The sequence below is a fragment of the Symbioplanes lichenis genome (genome assembly GCF_030709675.1).
Lineage (GTDB): Bacteria > Actinomycetota > Actinomycetes > Mycobacteriales > Micromonosporaceae > Actinoplanes > Actinoplanes lichenis.
Window position 1 is genome coordinate 343,585 of sequence record NZ_JAUZQD010000004.1, and the last position, 20,812, is coordinate 364,396.

19 protein-coding genes are annotated in these 20,812 nt (G+C 73.3%); 7 read left to right on the top strand and 12 right to left on the bottom strand.

Annotation, left to right across the window (positions count from 1 at the left end):
* Window positions 1–81 precede the first annotated feature (81 nt).
* Both cydC and RAN62_RS11815 read left to right on the top strand, forming a co-directional pair.
* A complete protein-coding gene (gene cydC / locus RAN62_RS11810) occupies window positions 82–3,258 on the top strand; it encodes a thiol reductant ABC exporter subunit CydC (RefSeq protein ID WP_305784608.1) in 3,177 nt (1,058 codons plus the stop codon).
* Between the two features lie 20 nt (window positions 3,259–3,278).
* On the top strand, window positions 3,279–4,169 hold the full coding sequence (locus RAN62_RS11815) for a serine/threonine-protein kinase (protein ID WP_305784609.1): 891 nt from the start codon (window positions 3,279–3,281) through the stop codon (window positions 4,167–4,169).
* Here RAN62_RS11815 and RAN62_RS11820 read toward each other — a convergent pair.
* From RAN62_RS11820 to RAN62_RS11850, 7 genes are all read right to left on the bottom strand, one after another.
* Complete coding sequence (locus tag RAN62_RS11820; RefSeq protein WP_305784610.1) at window positions 4,153–4,749, bottom strand: HAD-IA family hydrolase; 597 nt, start codon at window positions 4,747–4,749, stop codon at window positions 4,153–4,155. The genes RAN62_RS11815 and RAN62_RS11820 overlap by 17 nt on opposite strands.
* A gap of 75 nt (window positions 4,750–4,824) precedes the next feature.
* Window positions 4,825–5,793: a DNA topoisomerase IB gene (locus RAN62_RS11825; RefSeq protein WP_305784611.1), complete on the bottom strand. Its 969-nt coding sequence runs from the start codon at window positions 5,791–5,793 to the stop codon at window positions 4,825–4,827.
* A gap of 58 nt (window positions 5,794–5,851) precedes the next feature.
* Complete coding sequence (locus RAN62_RS11830; protein ID WP_305784612.1) at window positions 5,852–6,988, bottom strand: monooxygenase; 1,137 nt, start codon at window positions 6,986–6,988, stop codon at window positions 5,852–5,854.
* 123 nt (window positions 6,989–7,111) lie between these two features.
* Entirely contained in the window at window positions 7,112–8,068 is a 957-nt protein-coding gene (locus RAN62_RS11835; RefSeq protein WP_305784613.1) for a TIGR03557 family F420-dependent LLM class oxidoreductase, read from the bottom strand.
* Between the two features lie 126 nt (window positions 8,069–8,194).
* Window positions 8,195–8,833, bottom strand: a complete 639-nt coding sequence (locus tag RAN62_RS11840) for a DUF3618 domain-containing protein (RefSeq protein ID WP_305784614.1) — start codon at window positions 8,831–8,833, stop codon at window positions 8,195–8,197.
* Entirely contained in the window at window positions 8,809–9,225 is a 417-nt protein-coding gene (locus RAN62_RS11845; RefSeq protein ID WP_305784615.1) for a phage holin family protein, read from the bottom strand. The genes RAN62_RS11840 and RAN62_RS11845 overlap by 25 nt, the downstream gene beginning before the upstream one ends.
* A complete protein-coding gene (locus RAN62_RS11850) occupies window positions 9,222–10,094 on the bottom strand; it encodes a hypothetical protein (RefSeq protein WP_305784616.1) in 873 nt (290 codons plus the stop codon). The genes RAN62_RS11845 and RAN62_RS11850 overlap by 4 nt, the downstream gene beginning before the upstream one ends.
* A 218-nt stretch (window positions 10,095–10,312) precedes the next feature.
* Here RAN62_RS11850 and RAN62_RS11855 point away from each other — a divergent pair, with 218 nt between their 5' ends.
* Entirely contained in the window at window positions 10,313–11,524 is a 1,212-nt protein-coding gene (locus tag RAN62_RS11855) for a sulfite oxidase (protein ID WP_305784617.1), read from the top strand.
* 179 nt (window positions 11,525–11,703) lie between these two features.
* Here the strand turns inward: RAN62_RS11855 and RAN62_RS11860 are convergent, their stop codons facing one another.
* Window positions 11,704–12,288: a TetR/AcrR family transcriptional regulator gene (locus RAN62_RS11860; protein WP_305784618.1), complete on the bottom strand. Its 585-nt coding sequence runs from the start codon at window positions 12,286–12,288 to the stop codon at window positions 11,704–11,706.
* A 142-nt stretch (window positions 12,289–12,430) separates the two neighbouring features.
* Window positions 12,431–12,886: a nuclear transport factor 2 family protein gene (locus RAN62_RS11865; RefSeq protein WP_305784619.1), complete on the bottom strand. Its 456-nt coding sequence runs from the start codon at window positions 12,884–12,886 to the stop codon at window positions 12,431–12,433.
* 105 nt (window positions 12,887–12,991) lie between these two features.
* Here RAN62_RS11865 and dhaK point away from each other — a divergent pair, with 105 nt between their 5' ends.
* From dhaK to ptsP, 3 genes are read left to right on the top strand one after another with little or no spacing between them, the layout of a single operon-like run.
* The gene (gene dhaK / locus RAN62_RS11870; protein ID WP_305784620.1) at window positions 12,992–13,990 is read left to right on the top strand and encodes a dihydroxyacetone kinase subunit DhaK; all 999 of its coding nucleotides are present in this window, start codon (window positions 12,992–12,994) and stop codon (window positions 13,988–13,990) included.
* A gap of 5 nt (window positions 13,991–13,995) precedes the next feature.
* Window positions 13,996–14,619, top strand: a complete 624-nt coding sequence (dhaL, locus tag RAN62_RS11875; RefSeq protein ID WP_305784621.1) for a dihydroxyacetone kinase subunit DhaL — start codon at window positions 13,996–13,998, stop codon at window positions 14,617–14,619.
* Entirely contained in the window at window positions 14,616–17,114 is a 2,499-nt protein-coding gene (ptsP, locus tag RAN62_RS11880) for a phosphoenolpyruvate--protein phosphotransferase (protein WP_305784622.1), read from the top strand. The genes dhaL and ptsP overlap by 4 nt, the downstream gene beginning before the upstream one ends.
* 4 nt (window positions 17,115–17,118) lie before the next feature.
* Here ptsP and RAN62_RS11885 read toward each other — a convergent pair whose 3' ends face one another.
* Entirely contained in the window at window positions 17,119–18,396 is a 1,278-nt protein-coding gene (locus tag RAN62_RS11885) for an alpha-amylase family glycosyl hydrolase (RefSeq protein WP_305784623.1), read from the bottom strand.
* Between the two features lie 259 nt (window positions 18,397–18,655).
* On the opposite strand from RAN62_RS11885, the gene RAN62_RS11890 reads away from it, so the two are divergent.
* On the top strand, window positions 18,656–19,045 hold the full coding sequence (locus RAN62_RS11890) for a PLD nuclease N-terminal domain-containing protein (protein ID WP_305784624.1): 390 nt from the start codon (window positions 18,656–18,658) through the stop codon (window positions 19,043–19,045).
* Here the strand turns inward: RAN62_RS11890 and RAN62_RS11895 are convergent.
* Window positions 19,033–19,368 carry a hypothetical protein gene (locus RAN62_RS11895; protein ID WP_305784625.1) on the bottom strand — a complete coding sequence of 112 codons (336 nt, stop codon included), beginning with the start codon at window positions 19,366–19,368 and terminating at the stop codon, window positions 19,033–19,035. The two genes, RAN62_RS11890 and RAN62_RS11895, sit on opposite strands and share 13 nt — an antisense overlap.
* A gap of 21 nt (window positions 19,369–19,389) precedes the next feature.
* Entirely contained in the window at window positions 19,390–20,808 is a 1,419-nt protein-coding gene (locus RAN62_RS11900) for a sulfatase family protein (protein ID WP_305784626.1), read from the bottom strand.
* Window positions 20,809–20,812 lie beyond the last annotated feature (4 nt).

Here is a 20,812-nt window from a genome sequence, read left to right on the forward strand (position 1 = left end):
CGGTTGCTGCGGCACGCGCGCTCCGGGCGTACGGGAATCGGGGTCTCGGCTCTGATCGGAGCCGGACAGGCGGCAGCCACCGTGACCCTCGCTGTCGCCCTGGCCCGCACCGTCACCGGGCACAGCGCGATCGGCCTGCTCGTGACGGCGTTCGCGCTGCGGGCGGCCCTCACCTGGGCTGAGCAGGTGGTCGCCCAGCGCACGGCCGCCCGCGTCACCGGTGAGCTGCGCCGCTCGGTCCTGGCCGCCACCCTGCGGCACGGCCCGGCGTGGGTCGCCTCGTACGGCAGCGGGCGCCTCACCGCCGTGCTCACTTCCGGTCTCGACGCGCTCAAGCCGTGGTTCTCCGGCTACCTGCCGGCGCTGGTGCTCGGCGTGGCGCTGCCCCCGCTCGTGCTGGTCGCGATGTTCCTCGCCGACCCCGCGTCGGCGCTGATCGCCCTGGTCACGCTGCCCCTGCTGCCCGTGCTCGGCGCGCTGATCGGCTGGGCCACCGCGGCCCGCGCCCGGCAGGCGTGGCAGGCCGACGCCCGCCTCGCCGGCCACTTCCTCGACGTGGTCCGCGGCCTGCCCACGCTGCGCGTCTTCGGGCGGGCCGCCGCCCAGGTGGACGTCGTGCGCGACATGACCGACAAACACCGGACCGCCACCGTACGCGTGCTCCGCGTCGCGTTCCTTTCCTCGACCGCTCTCGACCTGGTGGGCACGCTGTCCGTCGGCCTGATCGCGGTCGAGGCCGGCCTGCGCGTGGCCAACGGTTCCCTCCCGCTGGGCACCGCCCTGCTTGTCATCCTCCTGGCCCCCGAGGCCTACCGGCCGCTGCGCGAGATGGCGGCCCGCTTCCATGCGAGCGCGGACGCGTCCGCGGTGATCGGAGACGTGGACGAGGTGCTGACCGACGACGCTGCTTTCGTCTCTCCCGTGCTGTCCGCCCCGGGACAGCCCAGCCTGTACGCCACCCGCCTGCACGTCAGCCACGGCGACCGCCCGGTGCTGAACCTGCCTGCGCTGGCCGTGCGCGACCACGAGATCGTGGCGTTGCGCGGCCCGTCCGGCGCGGGCAAGACAACAACCCTGCGCGTGCTGGCTGGTTTGCAGCCACTGATAACCGGGCGCGTCGAAGTGACCGGTCCGGGTGTTCTGTACCTTCCCCAGCGGCCGACCCTCCCCCACACCCGTACGGTCGCCGATGTCTTCCCCGGGTTGTCATCCGCTGATATCCACGAGGCCCTGGTGATGGTGGGCCTGCAGCACGAGGTGACCCCCTCGACGGTGCTCGGCGAGGCGGGGGCGGGCGTGTCGTCGGGCCAGCGCCAGCGGCTGGCTCTGGCGGCTCTGCTCCGCGCGGCCTCGCGCCGGCCGACGGTCCTGCTCCTCGACGAGCCGACCGCCCACCTCGACGCGGAGTCGGAACGCCTGGTGATCGCCCAGCTCCGCGCGGCGGCCGACCGGGGATGCGCGGTGCTGGTCGTGGCGCACCGCCCGGCGTCCCTCTCCGCCGCCGACCGCATCGTGGACGTGACACCCCCGTCCGACGCGTCCCCGGAATCGGCGCCCTCTCCGGCGTTGCCGTCGTCGGCCGGCGTGCCTGCGGCGTTGTCCACAGACGCGGATTGTCCACAGGCCGCGACGCAGACACCCCCCGCCATGCCCCACAATGACCAGCGGGGGCTCCCCCTGGGAGGGCGGGGTGGATCGACCGGCGCCGATGCGAAAAGGGCCGCCGCTCGTCGCCTCCTCATGACACCAGCGGCAGCCGTCACCCTCGGGGCCGCCTCCTCCCTCGCCGGCATCGTTCTCACCGGCGCCGCCGCCTGGCTCCTCGTCCGCGCCGCCACCCTCCCCCCGGTCCTCACCCTCGCCACCGCGGTCGTCCTCGTCCGCGGCTCGGCCGTCGCCCGCCCCCTCCTCCGCTACCTCGAACGTCTCGTCGCCCACGACGTCGCCTTCGCCCGCCTCGGCGACTGGCGGGCCCGGGTCTACGCCGGCCTCATCCCCCGCGTCCCGGGCCCGAAGATGCACCGGCGCGGCGACCTCCTCACCAAGATCGCCGACGACGTCGACGCCCGCACCGACGGTCTCCTGCGCGGCCGCCTGCCCCTGCTCACCGCCGCGATCACCCTCGTGGTGGCCGCGGCCGTGGCGGCCGGCACGACGCCGCTGCTCGCCGTTCCGCTCGGGATCGGCCTGCTGATCTCCGGTGTCGCCGCCCCGGCCCTCGCCGCCTGGCAGGCCGGACGCGTGGACGCCGCCACCGGCCGGGCCCGCTCCCGGCTGCGCGACGCCGTGGTCGAGACCGTCGACGGCATCGAGGAACTGGCCGGGCAGGACTCGCCCGTCCCGGGGAACCGCAGCCGGGCGCTGGAGAAGCTGGAGGCCCGGGCAGCCCGGACAGCCGGCGCCGCGAACGCCCTGGGCATCCTCGGCTGGGGCATTGCCGTCGCCGGCGCGGCCCTCGTGCTCTACCCGGCGACCAACGCCGAGTGGGCGGCCGTGCTCCTGCTCGGCGTCGTCGCTCTCGGCGAGCCGGTCGCCACCCTGCCCGACGCCGCCGTGGCCCGCCGCCGCGCCCGGGGCGCCGACGAGCGCCTGGCAGCATTCGAGCGAGCGCCCGAATTGTCCGAAAACAAGATTCACACCGGCGACACCGAGCTACGAGACGTGGTCGCCGGATGGGACCCCGAGCAGCCCCCCGCCCTGCGCGGCGTCGATCTCGACATCCCCCGCGGCACGAGCGTCGCGATCCTCGGCCCCTCGGGCGGCGGCAAGTCCACGCTCGCCGCAGTCCTCGCCGGGCTGCTCGAGCCGCGCGCCGGCACCGTCACGCGACCCGGGCGGACGATCCTCGTGGGGGACGCGACCGATCATGTGTTCGCGTCGACCGTACGGGAAAATCTGCGTCTGGCCCGCCGCACAGCGACCGACGACGAGCTGCACGCGGCGCTCGGCCGGGTGGGTCTCGGCTCGTGGGACCTGGACACGTGGCTCGGCACCGGCGGCAGCACAATCTCCGGTGGTCAGCGCCGCCGGCTGGCCACCGCGCGGGCCCTGCTGGCCGATCCGGAGCTGCTGATCCTGGACGAGCCGACCGAGGGCCTCGACGAGGCGGCCGCCGCGGCACTGATGACCGATCTGCTCGGCGCGGCGCGCGGGCGGACCGTGCTGCTGCTGACCCACCGCACCGAAGGGCTGTCCGAGGTGTCCGCGATCCTCCAGTTGCGGGCCGGCCGGCTCAGCCCGGCGCTGGTGACCGCCTGATGCGTCTATATTGACCGGCCATGAGCCCCTTGGAGCGCCGGTACCTGGCCGTCGTGCGCCTGTGCTACCCGGCCGATCACTGGCTCGGCCGGGGGCGGGAGGTCGTCGGCACGTACCTCGATCTGGCCGAGCCGGGCCGCCGCTGGCCGTCGGCCGCCGACGTGGCCGATCTCGCCGCGGGGGGCGTACGGGCTCATCTGCGCTCGACCGGTGCCGCCGCCCTGTTGCCCGGCTTCCGGCTCGCCGCGGCGCTCGCCCTGCTGACGGCGACCGCGCTCGCGGCGGCCTGGTCGGTGATCGAGGTGCGGCCGCTGCCGTTCCTGCCCGGGGCCGGGCCGTTCGCGTCGCTGGGGATCGCGGCCTGGCTCGCGTGGCTGGTCGCCGCCCTGGGCTATGCCGTCGCCGGCCCGTGGACGCGCTTCGCGGTCGGCGGGGCCCTCGCGCTGACCGTCGCCGTGCTCCCGGTGGCCGCGCTGACGGGGCTGCCCCGGCCGCCGGTCTTCGTGCTGGTGCCGCAGGTGGCGCTGGGGGTGGTCGCGCTGGCCGGGTCCGGTCGCGCGCCGGCCACCGTACGCCTGCTGCCCGCCGCCGCCGGCACGGTGACCGCCATCGCGGCCGCGTGGCAGCTGCCGGGCGGCGACTACTACGGCCCGCAGCCGACCCAGGTGCTCGCGATCGCCGGGACCGCGCTGCTGCTGATCGCGATGGCCCTCGCCGTCGTCCACGGCCGCCGCGGCGGCTGGGCGCTGCTGATCCTCGCCACCCCGCTCGGCATGCTGTCGCTGCACCCGCTCGCCCGCGCGACGGACGGCGAGCCGTCGTGGCCGAACCTCGGGGTGATCGCCGTCTTCGTCGCCGTCACCGGCCCGGCGCTGGTGCCCCTGGCCCTGGCGGTCAGGCGGAGAAGCTGACCGCTCGCTCGATCTCGGCGAGGCACTCGGGCGTCTCCGTGAACCGGATCGCCCGGATGCCGAGCGCGGCCGCCGCGGCGACATTCTCCGCGCGGTCGTCGACGAAGACCACGTCGGCCGGGGCCTCGCCCAGCACCGCGAGCGCCTTCAGATAGACGGCCGGGTCCGGCTTGGCGACGCCCAGGTCGGCGCTGTAGAGCTTGTGGGCGAAGGTCCGCAGGGCATCGTGCCGGTCCAGCTCGCGGGCCAGCTCGCGCGGGGCGTTCGAGAGCAACGACACGGGTACGCCCGCCGCGTGCACCCGGCCGAGCAGCTGCATCGTCACCGGGTTGAGGTAGAGCCAGCTGGAGACGTCCCGCTCGACGAGATGGGCGAGCAGCTGGCCGCCGGGCGGACCGTTGAGCACGTCCGTCCAGAAACCGAGGGCGCTCAGCCCGCAGTCGTAGTCGCGCCGGCACTCCCAGTAGCGGGCGGTGAACTCGGCCGGCGGCACCCCGGCGGCCAGGGCCATCGACCGGACGTCGGTCTCGCGCTGGGCGAGGCTGATCACTTCCCCGAAGTCCATCAGCAGATGAGCCATGGTGGTTCACCCCTCCCGCTCGTCCGGCAACCGTAGCTTTCAGGCTCATCGGCACCGGTGACGGGAAGGTGAACGTTACTTGCCGAGCAGATCCAGCACCGCTTCCTCGGTGGGCTCCTCCACGGTCTTCCCCTTCTCGTACGCCTCCACGACGCGCGGGTCGACGTACGAGCTGCGCGCCACCGCCGGGGTGTTGCCCAGCAGCTCGGCGACCTCCTTCATGGCGTGCGACACGTTCTTCTTGCGAGCCGTCCCGGAGGACGCCGGCCCGGCCGACGCGAGCTCCGCCGCCGCCTTGACGGTCCCGTGCCACGTGCGGAAGTCCTTGGCGCTCATCTGCTCGCCGCTGATCTCGCGCAGGTACTCGTTGACCTCGTCGGCCTTGACCTCGCGCCACCGCTTGGCCCCCGGCTCGTAGTAGGCGAACAGCCGCTCCTCGCCCTTGCGCCGCCGCCGCAGGTCACGCAGCACCTGGCACACCTCACCGTCCTCGACCGGCGTCGCGTGCTCCTTGCCCGATTTGCCGACGAATTCCAGGACCACACAGCCCCCATGGGTACGCACATGCTCCGGCCGCAACGTCGAGAGCCCGAACGACGGATCCTGCTCCCGCTGCGCGTACTGATCGCTGCCGACCCGGAAGGCGCCCATGTCGAGCAGCCGGGCGATCGCGGCGAGCACCCGGCACCGGGTCAGTCCCCGCCCGCTCAGGTCGGAGCAGAGCCGTTGCCGGATCTCGGGCAGCCGCTCCGCCACCTCGGCGGCGTGCTCGAACTTCTTCTCGTCCCGGGCGACGCGCCACTGCGGGTGATAGAGGTACTGCTTGCGCCCCGCCGCGTCGGTCCCGACCGCCTGCACGTGCCCGCGCGGGTCCGGGCTGATCCACACGTCCTCCCACGCCGGCGGGATGACCAGCTCCTTGATCCGGGCCACCTCGCCGGCGTCGCGCACCGGGTCGCCGTGCTCGTCGACGTAGCGGAAGCCCTTGCCGCTGCGCCGCCGCCCGTACCCGGGCTTGTCGAGCTTGCTGCGCCTGAGCCGCATCTGACCTCCATCGCCGAACGGGATCGGGGGGTTCCCGGCGCAAGGTCACTCAAACCGCTCAGGCGGACGACGTCGTCAGGAGGCCGAGGCACATCTCGTCGCTCGTGCCCTCGCCCCACACGACGTACCGGGGCGGCAGTTTCCGCAGTTGCGGGATCTGCCGGCGCAGCGACGCGTCATGGGTGCAGGTGACGCGGACGGTGTCGCCGGCCTTGAGGGTCACCGGCTCGGGCAGCACCCGGAGCGCCTGGTTGTCGAAGTCGAACGCCGGGACGTCGAGCAGCGTCCGGGCGGCGGGCGTGCCGGGGTTCAGCTCGATCGAGATGGCGCGGCCCAGCATGTGCATGTGGCCGCGGGCGGCGTACACCGTCATCGGGCCGGGGATCGGGTGGTCGCAGCGCTGGGTCGTCCCCGGCTTCGCGGCGCCGCCGCTGCACCGCTGCAGCAGGGCGGAGGCCTCACCGGCGTCGCCGAAGCGCTTCTCGACGTCGGCGACCGCGGTGGCCCGGTCGCACAGGGCACCGGTCTCGCCGGTCCCGCACGGCAGCTCGATCGGCGCCATGAGCGGGGTCGTCGCCAGGGCCACGGTGCGCGGCGTGCCGTCGGTCAGGCGCAGCCGCAGGTTCGACCGGTCGGCCGGGGGCCCGCCCGCACCGGCGGTCAGCAGGTTGTAGTGCACCTGGAGGATGAGCAGGCTGCCCGGGTCGAGCACGTAGCCCAGGTCGCCGTCGAGCAGGGTCTCGGCGACGTTCGGGGTCCAGGTGTCGACCCAGGTCGTGTCGTCCAGCCCGGCGTCGCCGAAGCAGGTGTAGCCCTCCCCCGGGTCCGCGGCGTCCCGGGCCCGGGCGGCGGCGGCCCCGGCCGGCGGGACGGAGAAGACGAGGGCGTGGTGCGCGATCGCGACGTTCTGCGGCTCGAACTGGCTGCCGGTCAGATAGGTGCGGTGGGCGACCTGAGGATCGAGCACCATGCACCTGTACTCGTCGGTGCCGCCGTTCGGAGGCACCGGCGTGTAGGGCTGGGCGACGGTCAGGTCGGCGAAGCGCTCGCCGGGCCGCAACGGCGGCGCGGCCACGGCGGAATGCTGCTCGTGGGTGGCGGTCTGCGGGGCGGGGGCGGCGGCCTCCGGCTCACCGGCGCAGGCGGCGACCGGCAGAAGGAGGACCACGGCGACGGCGGCCGGGGCGACTCTCATGATGATTTCTCCCCTTCTCGTGACGAAGCGGAACCACCACCACTTTCTGCGCCCCGGGCCCGGAAAGCAACGATCTGTCGGAAGCGGTACGCGCGGCCGCCGGTCGACGGCCGCGCGCGCCGGCTAGAGAGCGCGGAGCTTGTCGGCCAGGGTCTTCTGGAAGAAGTCGAGGAAGCCGTCCGGGTCGGGCCCGGCGTTCTGGAGCACGATGTGGTCGAAGCCCGCCTTCGTGTACTCGCGCACGGACTCGACGTACGGCTCCGGGTCCGGGCCGAGCGCGAACTGGCCCCGGACGTCCTCGGCCCGCACGGTCTGCGACGCGGCGTCGAAGTTGACCGGGTTGGGCAGCTCGCTCATGACCTTCCAGCCGGTGAGGGCCCAGCGGGTGGTCTTGAGGACCTCGTCGATGCCGGCCTGCTCGGTCTCCGCGTACGCCATGGGCACCTCGGCGTACTTCGGCCCGGAGCCGCCGGCGCTGCCGTAGGCCTCCACGATGTCGGCGCGCGGCTCGGTCGCGAAGAGACCGTCGCCCAGCTCGGCGGCGACCGCGGCGGCGTCCTTGCCCCCCGCGGCGACCGCGATCACGGGCAGCTCGTCGGGAAGGTCGAAGACGCGGGCGTCCTCGAGCTGCAGATGCTTTCCCTCGTACGACTGGTAGCCGCCCTGCCACAGCAGCTTGATGATCTCGAGGGCCTCGCGGAGCCGTTCCTGGCGCCCGCGGACGCTCGGGAAGCCCTGGCCGACGACGTGCTCGTTGAGCCGCTCGCCGGAGCCGATGCCCAGCGTGAACCGGTTGTCCGAGGTGATCGCCAGGGTCGCGGCGGCCTGGGCGATGATCGCCGGGTGGTAGCGCACGGTCGGGCAGGTGACGCCCGTGGCCAGGCCGATGCGCTCGGTCCTGGCCGCGATCGCCCCGAGCACGGTCCACGCGAAGGGCGAGTGACCCTGCACGTCCAGCCACGGGTGGTAGTGGTCGCTGATCTCGACGAAGTCGAAGCCGGCCTGTTCGGCCCGGACGGCCTGCCGGATCAGCTCCTTGGGGCCGAAGCCCTCGGCCGACAGCTTGTATCCGAACTTCATGATGATCCCCTCTCTCGGTGCCGGTGATTCCCGCGATCGGGCCGGGCAAACGGTGCCGGCCGTTCCTGCGGCGGGGCACGACAAACGCCGGGCCACCGTGGCGGCCCGGCGTTGGGTGTCGCGGGATCAGGAACGCGCGCTCTGCACCGCGTCGCGGCTGGTCTCCTTGGCGTCCTGCGCCGAGGACTGCGCCTGCTCCTTGGTGGTCTGCCCGGCGTCGGTCGCCGTCTCCTTGAGCTGGCCGGCGGCCTGCTGGACGGTGCCCTGCAGGTCGTCCTTGATCTCCGTGGCGACCTCCTTGACCTTGTCGGTCAGGTCGCCGCTGCGCTCCTTGAGCTGCTCCCCGGCGCGCTTCTCGGCCTCGGTGGCCGGGATGAGCGTCGAGGCGAGCAGGCCCACGCCGAAGGCGATGATGCCCGCGGCCAGGGGGTTGCCCTGGGCCTGCTGCCTGGCGGCCGACGGCGCGCTCTTCACGGCGTCCGCGACGTCCGACGCCTTGTCGCTGACGGTGCCGGCGGCGGAGTGCGCCTTGTCCTGCACCGTGCTCGCCGCGGAATGCGCCTTGTCGCTGACGGTCCCGGCGGCCGAGCCGGCCTTGTCCTGCACGGTTTCGGTGCTGCCCATGACCTTCTCCTTCACCGCGGTCCAGCGGCGGCGGGCGACCTGCTTGGGGCTGGTCTTCTCGGCCAGCAGGTCCACGTCGCGCGTCATCTTGGCCCGCGTCTGCTCGATCTCCTGCCTCAGCCGGTCGGGTTCTTCAGCCATCGGGCGTCCTCCTTCAGGGTGTCGGCGGTACGCCGCGGAACGGGGTCGACAGTCTTGAGCCGCTTGCGGCCGACGCTGTAGAGCACGGCGGCGGCGATGCCCCAGAGCACCGCGACGATGAGCGCGGCCCAGCCGAGGTCCATCACGTTGCCGAGGCCGAAGACCAGCGCGAAGCTGAGCAGGACGACGGTGAGGTAGCCGGCGAACCCGGCCCCGCCGAGCATCCCGGCGGCCTTGCCCGCTTTGGACGCCTCCTGCTTGAGCTCCGCCTTGGCCAGCTCGACCTCCTGGCGGAACAGCTGCGAGAGGTCGTCGCTGATGTTGCCGATGAGCTCACCGACCGAGGAGTTGGTGACCTGCTCCTCGCGGTCGGCCGGGTACGGCGCGGTCATCGCAGGCCGCCCGGGCGCTCCTCCACCACGACGTAGTCCTCCTCGACGACAGCGGGCGTGCCCGTGCCGGTCGCGGCGTACTCCGTACCCGTGGTGGTGTAGCCCGTCGTGGTGGTCGCCGGGTACCCGGTGGCCGGGGTGACCTGGTCGTACGAGGGCTGCTCGTAGGAGCTGAACTGATCGGTCGCGGGCTTGGCGTCCGGGTGCGAGACCTCGTCGGCCTTCATGACGCCCTTGCCCAGGCGGCCGACGACGAAGCCGGCGGCCAGCGCGGTCGCGAGGAAGGCGCCGGGGCGGCGGCGGGCGAAGTCGCCGACCTCGCGCAGCACGCCCTCGGGGCCGTTGCGGTCGAGGTAGTCGGCGAGCTGACGGCCGCCGTCGGCGACCCGGGAGACCACGGCCGCGGCCGGGCCCTCGGCGCGGTCGCCGCGCATCTCGTCCAGCTGGCCGGCGATGTCGCGGACCGTGCCGGAGAGCCGGTCGGTCTGGCTTCTGGCCTCGCCGGTGACCCGGTCGCGCACGTCGGAGGCGACGCTGCGGGCCTGGGTCTTCGCCTCGGACCCGACGCGGTGCGCCTGCTCCTTGACGGTGTCCTTGACCTCGCCCGCGGCCTGGCCGGCGGCCTGCTTCGACTGCCCGGCGACCTCCTTGGCCTGGTCCTTGACCTCGGCCGCCTTCTCCTTGGCCTGGTCCTTGACGCCGCCGCCGGTGCTGTCGCCGCCGGTGGTGGTGGTCGTCGGGGCCGGGTAGGTGGTCGCGTAGACCGGCTCGGCCGGGACGGTGGTGGCGGGATAGGCCGGCGTGATCGGGACCTCGCCGTAGGGCTGCGACTCGTCCGGTGCGCGTGCGCCCGTGTACGGGTCACTCATGGCAACCTCCAAGGTGGTTCGTCCGTGTGTGCTACGCCCGTTCACCTACCCCGTCGATCGCCCCGGCTACCTCCTTGCCGTTGTGCAAATTCTGGCAAGAAATGCCTGCATGAAGACCATGAGAGCGGGTATGCGCGACGCCTTTTCCTTCTCCTAGCGGACCGATCGGATTAGGATGCTCGTGACGGTGACCGTCCGTACACAGAGGAGCGTCGGCGATGGACGAGGGCACGTACGACCGGCAGCGCCTGGGCCAGTGGCTGGCCGGCGAGGCACGCGGCTTCTCCCGTCGTGACCTGCTCAAACTCACCGCCCTCGCCGGCGCGGGCGTGGCCCTGGCGCCCACGGCGGCCCAGGCCGCGGCCGCCCCGATCGTCAAGCCGCTGCCGCCGGAGCTGTTCACCGTCTTCGGGACGAACGCGGAGACGCGCTGGTCCGCCCTGGCCGGCCAGGGCCACCTGGTGCCGATCGACCGGTTCTTCGTGCGCAACCACACGAGCACCCCGATCATCGACCAGGCCTCGTGGCGGCTGCACCTGACCGGCGCCGGGCTGCGGCGGGGGCCGGTCGATTACACGTACGGGCAGCTGCGCGCGCTTCCCGCGACCACCGTGACCACCGCCGTCGAGTGCGCGGGCAACGGCCGGAGCTTCTTCACCACGCAGCAGGGGCAGACCGTCTCGGGCACCGCGTGGCAGCTCGGCGCGATCGGCGTCGCCCGCTGGCGCGGGGTGCGGCTGGCCACGCTGCTGCACCACGCCGGCCTGCGCCCCGACGCCGTCGACGTGCTGCCGGTCGGTCTCGACCCGAACTACGTGACCGGCGGCGTGGATCTCGGCCCGGTGCGACGGCCGCTGCCGGTGCGCAAGGCGTTGCGGGACGTCCTGGTCGCGTACGAGATGAACGGGGAGCCGCTGCCCCCGGACCACGGCGCGCCGGTCCGCCTGATCGTCCCGCACTGGATCGGCATCGCGTCGATCAAGTGGCTGGGCAGCATCGAGGTGGCGACCGAGCCGCTCTTCTCGCCGTGGAACACGCAGTTCTACCGGCTGTTCGGCCCCGGCTTCCCGGCCGAGGGGCAGCCGTTCGACCGGCAGACGATCAAGAGCGCCTTCGAGCTCGACCGCGGCGCCACCCTGCCCGCCGGGCGGACGACCCGCCTGACCGGACGGTCGTGGTCCGCCGCCGGGCCGATCAAGCACACCGACATCAGTACGGACGGAGGCGCCACCTGGCGCCGCGCCCGCCAGGTGGGCCCCGGCGTCGCGTGGCAGAGCTGGGAACTCGACTGGCGCCCGCCCGCCGGCTCGCACACCCTGCTGGCGCGGGCCACGGACGTTCACGGGAACACCCAGCCGGACGTCGCGACCTACAACGAGCTGGGTTACCTCTTCAACGCCGCCGTCCGCCATCCCGTCGTCGCCGCGTAAGCATCCGATGATTCCCGCCGGGCGCGAGGTGAGCATCGGATGATTCCCGTCGGCGGATTCGGTGAGCATCGGATGATTACCAGATGGCGCCGAGCAACCGACGAGCAGCTGGTGTGCCGTAAGCATCCGATGATTACGTCAACGGGCTGAGGCATCGTCGGCCCCGCGCGGGGTGAGCATCAGATGATTACCGCGCCGAGGATGACCTCCCGCGCCGCCTCGAGGGTGGCCGGGAGGGCGGCGGGGTCGCGCCCGATGCGTTCGGCGCCCGCGCGCATGACCCCAGAGAGCAGCTCGACCACGAGCGGCACGTCGCCGACGGCCCGGAACTCCCCGCGCGTGATGCCCTGCCGGACGACGCTCTCGACCCCGGCGACGACGGCGTGCATGGGACCGTCCACACCCTTCGGCGCCAGGAACAGCCGGAACATCAGCTGCAGCAGCGGGTCCCGGAAAGCCTCCAGCACCACCTCGGCGATCTCTCCCAGCCGCCCCGGAGCCGGCTCCTCGTCGCGCTCCGCGATGGCGGCCACCCGTTCGGCCGCCGGCTGCTCCGCCCGCTCGACCAGCGCGAGCACCAGCGCGGTCTTGTCGGCGCCGTAGTTGTAGAGCGTGTTGCGCGCCAGCCCGGCCCGGGCGGCGATGTGCCCCATGGTGATCGCGTCGTAGTCGCGCTCGGCGAGCAACTGCCGCACCGCCCCGGCGAGGTCGGCCCACACCATCTCGTGGTGCTCGGTGATGCTGGCTCCCCGGATCCGCGGCATCCGATCATCCTCCCATCCCGTCCCCGGACCACCGCCGACCCATCACCGGGCCACCGCCGACCCATCGCCAGGCCACCGCCGACCCATCGCCAGGCCACCGCCGACCTATCACCGGGCGCGCGCGGCACCGTGACCGGCAGGCTCAGCCTTGAGGCACGGCGGCGGCCAGGTGCGCGTTTTCCTGGTGGATCGCCGTCAGCCGTACGCGGGAGAGCCGCCACCCGTCCGGCGTGCGCACCGCGTCGTTGTCGTAGAAGCCGACAACCAGCCAGCGGTCCGGCCCCTCGGCCACGGGCAGCCAGTGCTCGGCACGGACGTGGGCGTGGACGGTCGCGGTGTCGCCGTCGATGTCGACCACGTGCCCGGTGATGGCGTGATGCGTGGCTTCGAAGGGCGCGAACGTAGCAGCCAGCACGCCGATGTAATCAGCCAATGACACCGTCATCTCGGGCAGCCCGACGACCGAGGAGAAGTCGAGCGTGACGGTGTCCGTGAAGACGCTCGCGGGCAGGTCGGTGAACTCCTTGAGGTCCGCGATGTCGGCATAGCGGCCCATGAGTTCGACCAGCTCGTCGCGGTCAGTTTTTGTTGACAACATGTCGCAAAGATAGCGACACGGTGTCGTGAAAACAAGACCTCGAAACGGCCGGTCGAGCGGCGTAGCTTGAGGGGCGGGTAGTCGCCCTCCGGTGAGGAGCCACCGATGAAGAAGCTCGTCAACGACCCCGCCGATGTCATCTCCGACGCCCTGCTCGGCTTCGCCGCCGCCCACCCCGAGGTCCGCGTCGACCACGAGCACCGGGTCGTGGTGCGCGGCGATGCCCCCGTACGCGGGAAGGTGGGTCTGGTGTCCGGGGGTGGGTCGGGGCACGAGCCGCTGCACGCCGGGTTCGTCGGGCCGGGCATGCTCGACGCCGCGTGCGCGGGCGAGATCTTCACGTCGCCCGTGCCGGACCAGATGGTCGCCGCGACCCGGGCCGTGGACGGCGGGGCCGGGGTGCTGCACATCGTGAAGAACTACACGGGCGACGTCATGAACTTCGAGATGGCCGCCGAGCTGGCCGAGGCCGGGACCGGCGTCAGCGTCACGGCCGTGGTGACCGACGACGACGTGGCCGTGCAGGACAGCCTCTACACCGCCGGGCGGCGCGGGGTCGGCGTGACCGTCCTGGTCGAAAAGCTTGCCGGGGCCGCCGCCGAGCAGGGCCGCCCGCTGGCCGGGGTCGCCGACGTCGCCCGCAAGGTCAACGCCAACGGCCGCAGCATGGGCGTCGCCCTCACCTCGTGCACGGTGCCCGCGGCGGGCAAGCCGACCTTCGACCTGCCGCCCGGCGAGATGGAGGTCGGCATCGGCATCCACGGCGAGCCCGGGCGCCGCCGCGTGCCGGTCGCCCCGGCGAGCGAGATCGCGGACATGCTCGTGAGCCCGATCCTCGCCGACCTCGACTACACGGGCAGCCCGGTGATCGCGTTCGTCAACGGCATGGGCGCGACGCCGCTGATCGAGCTGTACGTGATGTTCCACGAGGTCGGGCACCTGCTGGCCAAGGCCGGCGTGCCGGTGGCGCGGTCGCTCGTGGGGCCGTACATCACCAGTCTGGACATGGCCGGATGCTCGGTGACGCTGCTCCGCGCGGACGAGGAGCTGCTGCGGTTGTGGGACGCTCCGGTGCGTACGCCGGCGTTGCGGTGGGGGGTCTGAGCCCGATGGACACGGCCGCCCTGTCCGCGTGGGTGCGCGAGTTCGCCCGGCTCGTCCGGGAGAACAGGGAGCTGCTCACCGACCTCGACGCGGCGATCGGCGACGGCGACCACGGCCTCAACATGGACCGCGGCCTGACCGCCGTGACCGCCGCCCTCGACGCGCACCCGCCGGACAGCCCCTCGGCCCTCTTCAAGCTGGCCGGCATGACCCTGATCAGCAAGGTGGGCGGCGCGAGCGGCCCGCTCTACGGCACGGCCTTCCTCCGCATGGCCGCCGCCGCGGACACCGTCGTCGACGCCCCCGGCTTCGCCAAGGTCCTCCGGGCCGGCCTTGACGGCGTGGCCGCCCGCGGCAAGGCCACCCCGGGCGACAAGACCATGCTCGACGCCCTCTCCCCCGCCGTCGACGCCCTCGACGACGCCCTGACCGCCGGCGAGCCGTTCGCCGGGGCGCTGGCCGCCGCGGTCCAGGCCGCCGAGGAGGGCCGCGAGGCGACGATCCCGCTGGTCGCCCGCAAGGGCCGCGCCAGCTATCTGGGCGAGCGCAGCGCCGGCCACGCCGACCCCGGCGCCACCTCGGTCACTCTGCTGCTGACCGCCGCCGCGGCCACCCTGACCGGCCCATGACGGTCGGCCTGGTGGTGGTCTCCCACAGCCACCCCCTGGCCCGCGCCGCGGTGGCCCTGGCCGCGGAAATGGCCTCCGCCCCGGTGACCATCGAGATCGCCGCCGGCATGGACGAATCCACCTTCGGCACCGACGCCGTAGCCATCGCCGCCGCGATGACCGCCGCCGACAGCGGGGACGGCGTGGTCGTCCTCATGGACCTCGGCAGCGCCGTCCTCTCCGCCGAGCTGGCGCTGGAGCTGCTCGATGCGGCGGCGCGCTCGCGGGTGGTGCTGTGTGCCGGGCCGCTGGTGGAGGGGCTGGTGGCGGCCACGGTCGCGGCCGCTGCGGGCGCCGGGCGGTCGGAGGTCGCCGAGGAAGCGCGTGCGGGCCTGGCGGGCAAGGTCGCGCAGGTCGGCGGTTCCGCTCCTTCCGGAGGTACGTCCTCCGCCCCCTCCCCCGGCGCGGCCACTCCTCCCGGGGGTACGTCCTCCGCTCCCACCTTCTCCCCCGGCGTGGCCGTTCCATCCGCCTCGGCCGGTCCTCCCACCCCAGCCGATCTTGACGCGGCGTCCACTGTCTCCGGCGCTCCTCCGGGTCGGGAAGTCACGGTGACCGTCGCCGATCCGCACGGCTTGCACGCCCGTCCCGCGGCGCGTCTGGTGACCGAGGTCCGGCGCCGCGACGTGCGGGTCACCTTGCGCAACGCCACCACGGGCTCGGCCTGGGTGCCGGCGTCGAGCCTGTCCGCGGTGGCGACACTGGGCGCCCTCCAAGGTCACCACCTGTCGGTACGCGCCTCGGGCCCGGCGGCGGACGCGGTGACCGCCCGGATCGTCGCCCTCGTGTCCTCACCCGACGTCCCGCCCTCCCCCGCCGCCGCGTCGGGCGCCTCGTCCGGCATCGCCATCGGCCCGGCCGTCCGATGGCGTCCCGCCGACGTCTCCCCCGTTTCCCGTGCCGGGCATTCCGCGGGTTCCTTTGCCGGAGATTCCGCGGGTTCCCTTGCCGCGGATTCCGCAGGTTCCCTTGCCAAGGATCCCGCAGGTTCCCTTGCCGGGGATCTCGTGAGCGACGCTGCTGCGGAGGAAGACCGCCTGGCGGAGGCGCTGGCGGCCGTGCGGGAGGAGATCGGCCGCTTCCGGTCGCCGATCTTCGACGCGCATCTGCTGCTGCTCGACGATCTCGCCGGGCTCACGCAAGACCGCATCGCCTCGGGTGCCGCCGCTCCCCCCGCCTGGACCGCCGCCGTCGACCAGCTCGCCGCCCGGTTCGAGGCGCTGAGCTATCCCTATCTGCGCGGGCGCGCGGCGGACGTCCGCGCGCTGGGCGACCAGGTGCTGCGCGAGCTGCTCGGACTGCCCGCCGCCGGGCCGGCCGGGTCGGGTGTCCTCGTCGCGCCGGACCTCACCCCCGCCCAGGCCGCCGCGCTCGACCCGGCCCGGATCACCGGCGTGGTCCTGGCCGGCGGCAGCCCCACCTCCCACGCGGCGATCCTGCTCAAGGCGCGCGGCATCCCGGCCGTCACCGGCGCCGGACCCGCCGTCCTGTCAATACCCGACGGCACCCTGGTCGCCCTGGACGGCACGGGCGAGGTGGCCGTCGATCCGCCGGCCGCGCTACTGGCCTCCTTCCGCGCCCGCGCCGAAGCCGCCGCCGCCCGAAACGCACAATCGCTCATGCGCGCTTCGGCCCCGGCGCGCACAAGATCAGGCACCCCGATCACCGTGGCCGCCAACATCGGCTCCCTCGCGGACGCCCGAGCCGCGGCGGCGAACGGCGCGGACGAGGCCGGTCTGGTCCGCACCGAGTTCCTGTTCCTCGACCGCGACACCGCCCCGACCGTCGACGACCAGGCCGCCGCCTACCGATCGATCGCGGAGGCCCTGGGCGGGCGCCGCATCACCCTGCGCACCTTGGACGCGGGCAGCGACAAGCCGTTGCCCTACCTCCCGGCGCCCTCCGAGGCCAACCCGGCCCTCGGCCTCCGCGGCCTCCGCCACTCACTCGCCCACCCGGACCTGCTCACCACGCAACTCCTCGCCATGGCCCGCGTGGCCCGCGAGACGCCGATCAGCGTGATGTTCCCGATGGTCACGACGGTCGGCGAACTGCTGGCGGCCCGCCACCTCCTCGACAAGGCCCTGGCCGGATCCGAGCCGCCCGGCCTGCGCGTGGGCATGATGGTCGAAGTGCCGGCGGCGGCCCTGCATACGGCGGAATTCGCCCCGCACGTCGACTTCTTCAGCATCGGCACGAACGACCTCACCCAGTACACGCTGGCCACCGAGCGAGGCAACCCGGCACTGGCCGCCCTGAGCCACGGCCTCCACCCCGCCGTGCTCGACCTGATCACCACCGTCTGCACGAACGCGCAATCCAAACCGGTAGCAGTCTGCGGCGAACTGGCCGCCGACGAACAGGCCGCCCCCAAGCTGATCGCCGCCGGCGTCCGCGAACTGAGCGTCGCCCCGGCCTTCGTCCCCCTGGTCAAGGAGATCGTCCGCGCCACCTGACCGCTCAGGACAGAATGGCCCAGCCGTGGGGCGGGAGGGTGACAGTGGCGTCGGCGAGGCGGCCGTCACCGGCTTCGACGGTCGTGCAACCGGGCGCTTCGACCTCGGCGGGGCGATCAGCGACGTTGAGAGCCACGAGCAGACGGTCGTCGGGGCCGGCGCTGGTCTCGTACGCGAAGAGGTCGTTGGTCAGCTCGACCCGCCGGATGCGCGCGCCGTGCAGCCAAGCGTGCCGCCGGCGGACGCCGATGAGGGCCTGGTGCCGGCGGTAGGCCGGCCAGCCGTAGGGCGCCAGGTCGTCCGGGCTCGGGGGAAACGCCGGCCGGATCGCGTCGTCGCCGCCCGCCCGCTCCTCCTTCACGCCGCGGAACGCCTGCTCGTCGCCGTAGTACACGCTCGGCGTGCCGCCCACCGTGAACAGCACGGCGAGCGCGTGGGACAGGTGGCGTTCGTCGGTGAGGCGGCTGGCCAGGCGGGTGACGTCGTGGTTGCCGGTGAAGGTCAGCGGGACAAAACTGTCCAGGTAGCCGTTGTGCCGGTCCAGGGCCCACGCGAGCTCGAAGAAGTTGCCGTCGTTGAGCGAGCTCCAGATCGCCTTCCACAGCTCGTACTGCGTGAGGGAGTCGACCGTCGACTCCGCGACCACGGCCGGGTAGTCGCCGTGGATGACCTCGCCGACGAACCAGGACTCCGGAAACTCCTTGCGGACCCGGGGCAGCACCGCCGCCCAGAACTCGCGCGGGACGGCGTAGGCCGCGTCGAGCCGCCAGCCGTCGGCGCCGCGCTCGAGCCAGTGGGTCATCACCTTGACGACGTGGTCGGCGACGGCCGGCTCGGCGTGGTTGAGCTTGACCAGCGCGCTGTGCCCCTCGAAGTCGGCATAGTCGTCGCCGTCGAAGTGGAACCACGCCCGCTCCGGCCCGCCCGCGAGCGCCCTCGCGAAGGCCGGGAAGCTCCGCCCGACGTGATTGAAGACCCCGTCCAGGAGTACGCGCAACCCGCGCGCCTTCGCCTCGCCGACCAGCGCCGCGAAGTCGTCCTCCGAGCCGAGCCGCTCGTCGATGCGGAAGTAGTCGACGGTGTCGTACCCGTGCGACTCGGACGCGAAGATCGGCCCCAGCGCGATGCCGTTGGCCCCGAGCTCGACGACATAGTCGAGCCAGGGGATCAGGCTGCGCAGCCCGCCCGCCGCTCCGGGATCACGGGCGGGCACCGCCCCCGTGAAGCCCAGCGGATAGACGTGCCACCACACCACATGGCGCACCCACTCGGGCTCGGTCACGGTCGCGCTCCTCGTCGTCGGCCGGCCGGTCGGGCACCGGCCGCCGCCGATCGTCGTCCCCCCGGCCGGGCGACGTCAAACCCTCGTCCGTCCGGAGGGACCCCACCCGGGCGACGTCAAACCCTCGTCCGTCCGGAGGGACCCCACCCGGGCGACGTCAAACCCCCGCCCGTCCGGAGGGACCCCACCCGGGCGACGTCAAACCCTCGTCCGTTCGGAGGGACCCCGCGGCTGGGAGTTGTCTGGGAGCATCAGCGCCATGATCCGCGTCTCCGCGCTCTTCGTGCTGCTCGACCTGGCCCTGCTGGTCGTCGCCCTCATCGACTGCCTCTCCGCCGACGAGGGCGGCATCCGGGCCCTGCCCCGGACCGTCTGGGTGTTCCTCATCCTGCTCTTCTCGCCGATCGGCGCGATCGCCTGGTTCGTGGCGGGCCGTCCGCCGCGCGCGATCCGCATGAGCAACGGCGAGCTGTGGCGCCCGGGCCGCGGCTTCCCGGAGAACGAGCGCCCGGCGCCGGACGACGACCCCGACTTCCTGCGGCGCATGGCCGCCTCCCGCCGCGAGGACGAGGACCTGATGAAGAAGTGGGAGGCCGACCTCCGCCGCCGCGAGGAGGAGCTGCGCCGCAAGCAGGATCAGGAGGACTGATCGTCCACCTGCAGGTCCTCGAAGTCACCGACCTGCAGGCTCACCGTGCCGGCCCGGACGAGCTGGAAGTCCCACAGCCTCAGCCGCAGGAACAGCTCGCGCGCGTCCTCGGTGAGCGGCCCGCTGATCTCCACCGCGTCCCGCATGCCGTCCCACGGGCCCACCTCGACCCCTGGTAGAGCCAGGAACTCCGGCCGGCCCTCGCTCAGCGGCCCGTCGCCGTCGGGCACGTGCACGCGGAAGGCATCGGCCCGCGCGAGGCCGCGGTGGAGCTGGGCGCGGCCTTCGAGCTCGGACAGCCGGCCCACGTAACGCAACGACATGTGCCGATCCTACGGACGCCGTCAGCGGCAGGTGGCAGCCCGGCAGGCGGTGAGGGCGGCGAGCTCGCGGTGGAGGGCGGCGCGGCGGGCGGGTGGCAGGGCTCCGGCGATGTTGCGCAGCTGGTACGGGTCCCGCGCGCGGTTGTAGTACTCGATGAACCCGTCCGCGTACTCGACGTACGTCCAGCGGGGCGTGCGGAGGGCCGAGTAGGTGGTGGGGTTGCCGGCGGCCCAGGACTGGCGGTCGGGGTCGGCCGGGTCGGTGGGTGGGCCGTGGTGTTCGACCAGGGCGGTGGTGCGCCAGCCGGCGGGGCGCTCGCCGCGCAGCCACGGCGACAGGTCGCGGCCGTCGGCGTCCGGGGGTGGGGGCAGGCCGGCGAAGGCGGCGAAGGTCGGGCGCAGATCGATGTTGAGGGCCGGCGCGCGGACCGTGGCACCCGCGCGGATGCCCGGGCCCGCCATCACGAGCGGCACGCGGATATCGGTCTCGAAGGCGGTCTGCTTGCCGGGACCCAACCGGTGCTCGCCCAGGTGGTAGCCGTTGTCGGAGCTGAAGACGATCACCGTGTTCCCGGCGACGCCCGTGGCGGCCAGTGTGGCCTGGACCGCGCCCAGCATCCGATCGACGGAGACCACGGACTGGGCGCGCTGGCGATAGGCGTCGTCGAGCCGGGCCTTGAGAGCCACGGACAGCGCGGGGCGACCAGCCAGCCATCGGGGCGCGGCCGTGGGTAGCCGGTCGAAAGCGGGCGTCCGGGGCGCGGTCAAGCCCGGGAAGAGCCGGGCGTCACGGGGCGCCGGCGTGTACGGGCGATGCGGCGTGAACGTGGACAGCTCGACCAGGAACGGCTGCCGGGCGGCCACGGACCGGCGTACGAAATCCTGGGTCTTCGCCGTGAGCACCTCGTTGAGATAGCCGCCGTGGTGCACCGCGCGCCCGTTCTCGAGCAGGTCGAAATCGGTCATGGCGTAGCCGTCGGGGCCCGCGACGCCCCACTCCAGCCACCCGGGCGGGACGTGGCCCGAGCCGACCGTGTAGCCGTTGAGGTACTTGCCGTACAGGGCCGTGCGGTAGCCCGCCGCGCGCAGGTCGGTCGCGAAGGTCGAGCGGTCCGCTCCCCCGCGCCGGAAGGCGCCGATGCCCCCGTCGGCGCCGGTGTTCGTGAAGACGCCGGTGTTGTGCGGGTACTTGCCGCTCAGGATCGAAGCGCGGGAGGGGCAGCACAGCGAGTCGGTCACCGTGTACTGCGCGAAGCTGGTCCCGGCGCGCATCAGCGCCCGCACCCGCGGCATGAAGCGGATCAGGTCGGGCGTGAAGTCGTCGGTGAGCACGAAGACGATGTTCGGCCGGGGTGCGTAGGGGCGCGCGGGCGGTGCGGAGGCCGTGCACGCCGCGAGCGCCAGCAGGGTCAGGGCAGCGATCAGGGCACGGCGCAACACCCCT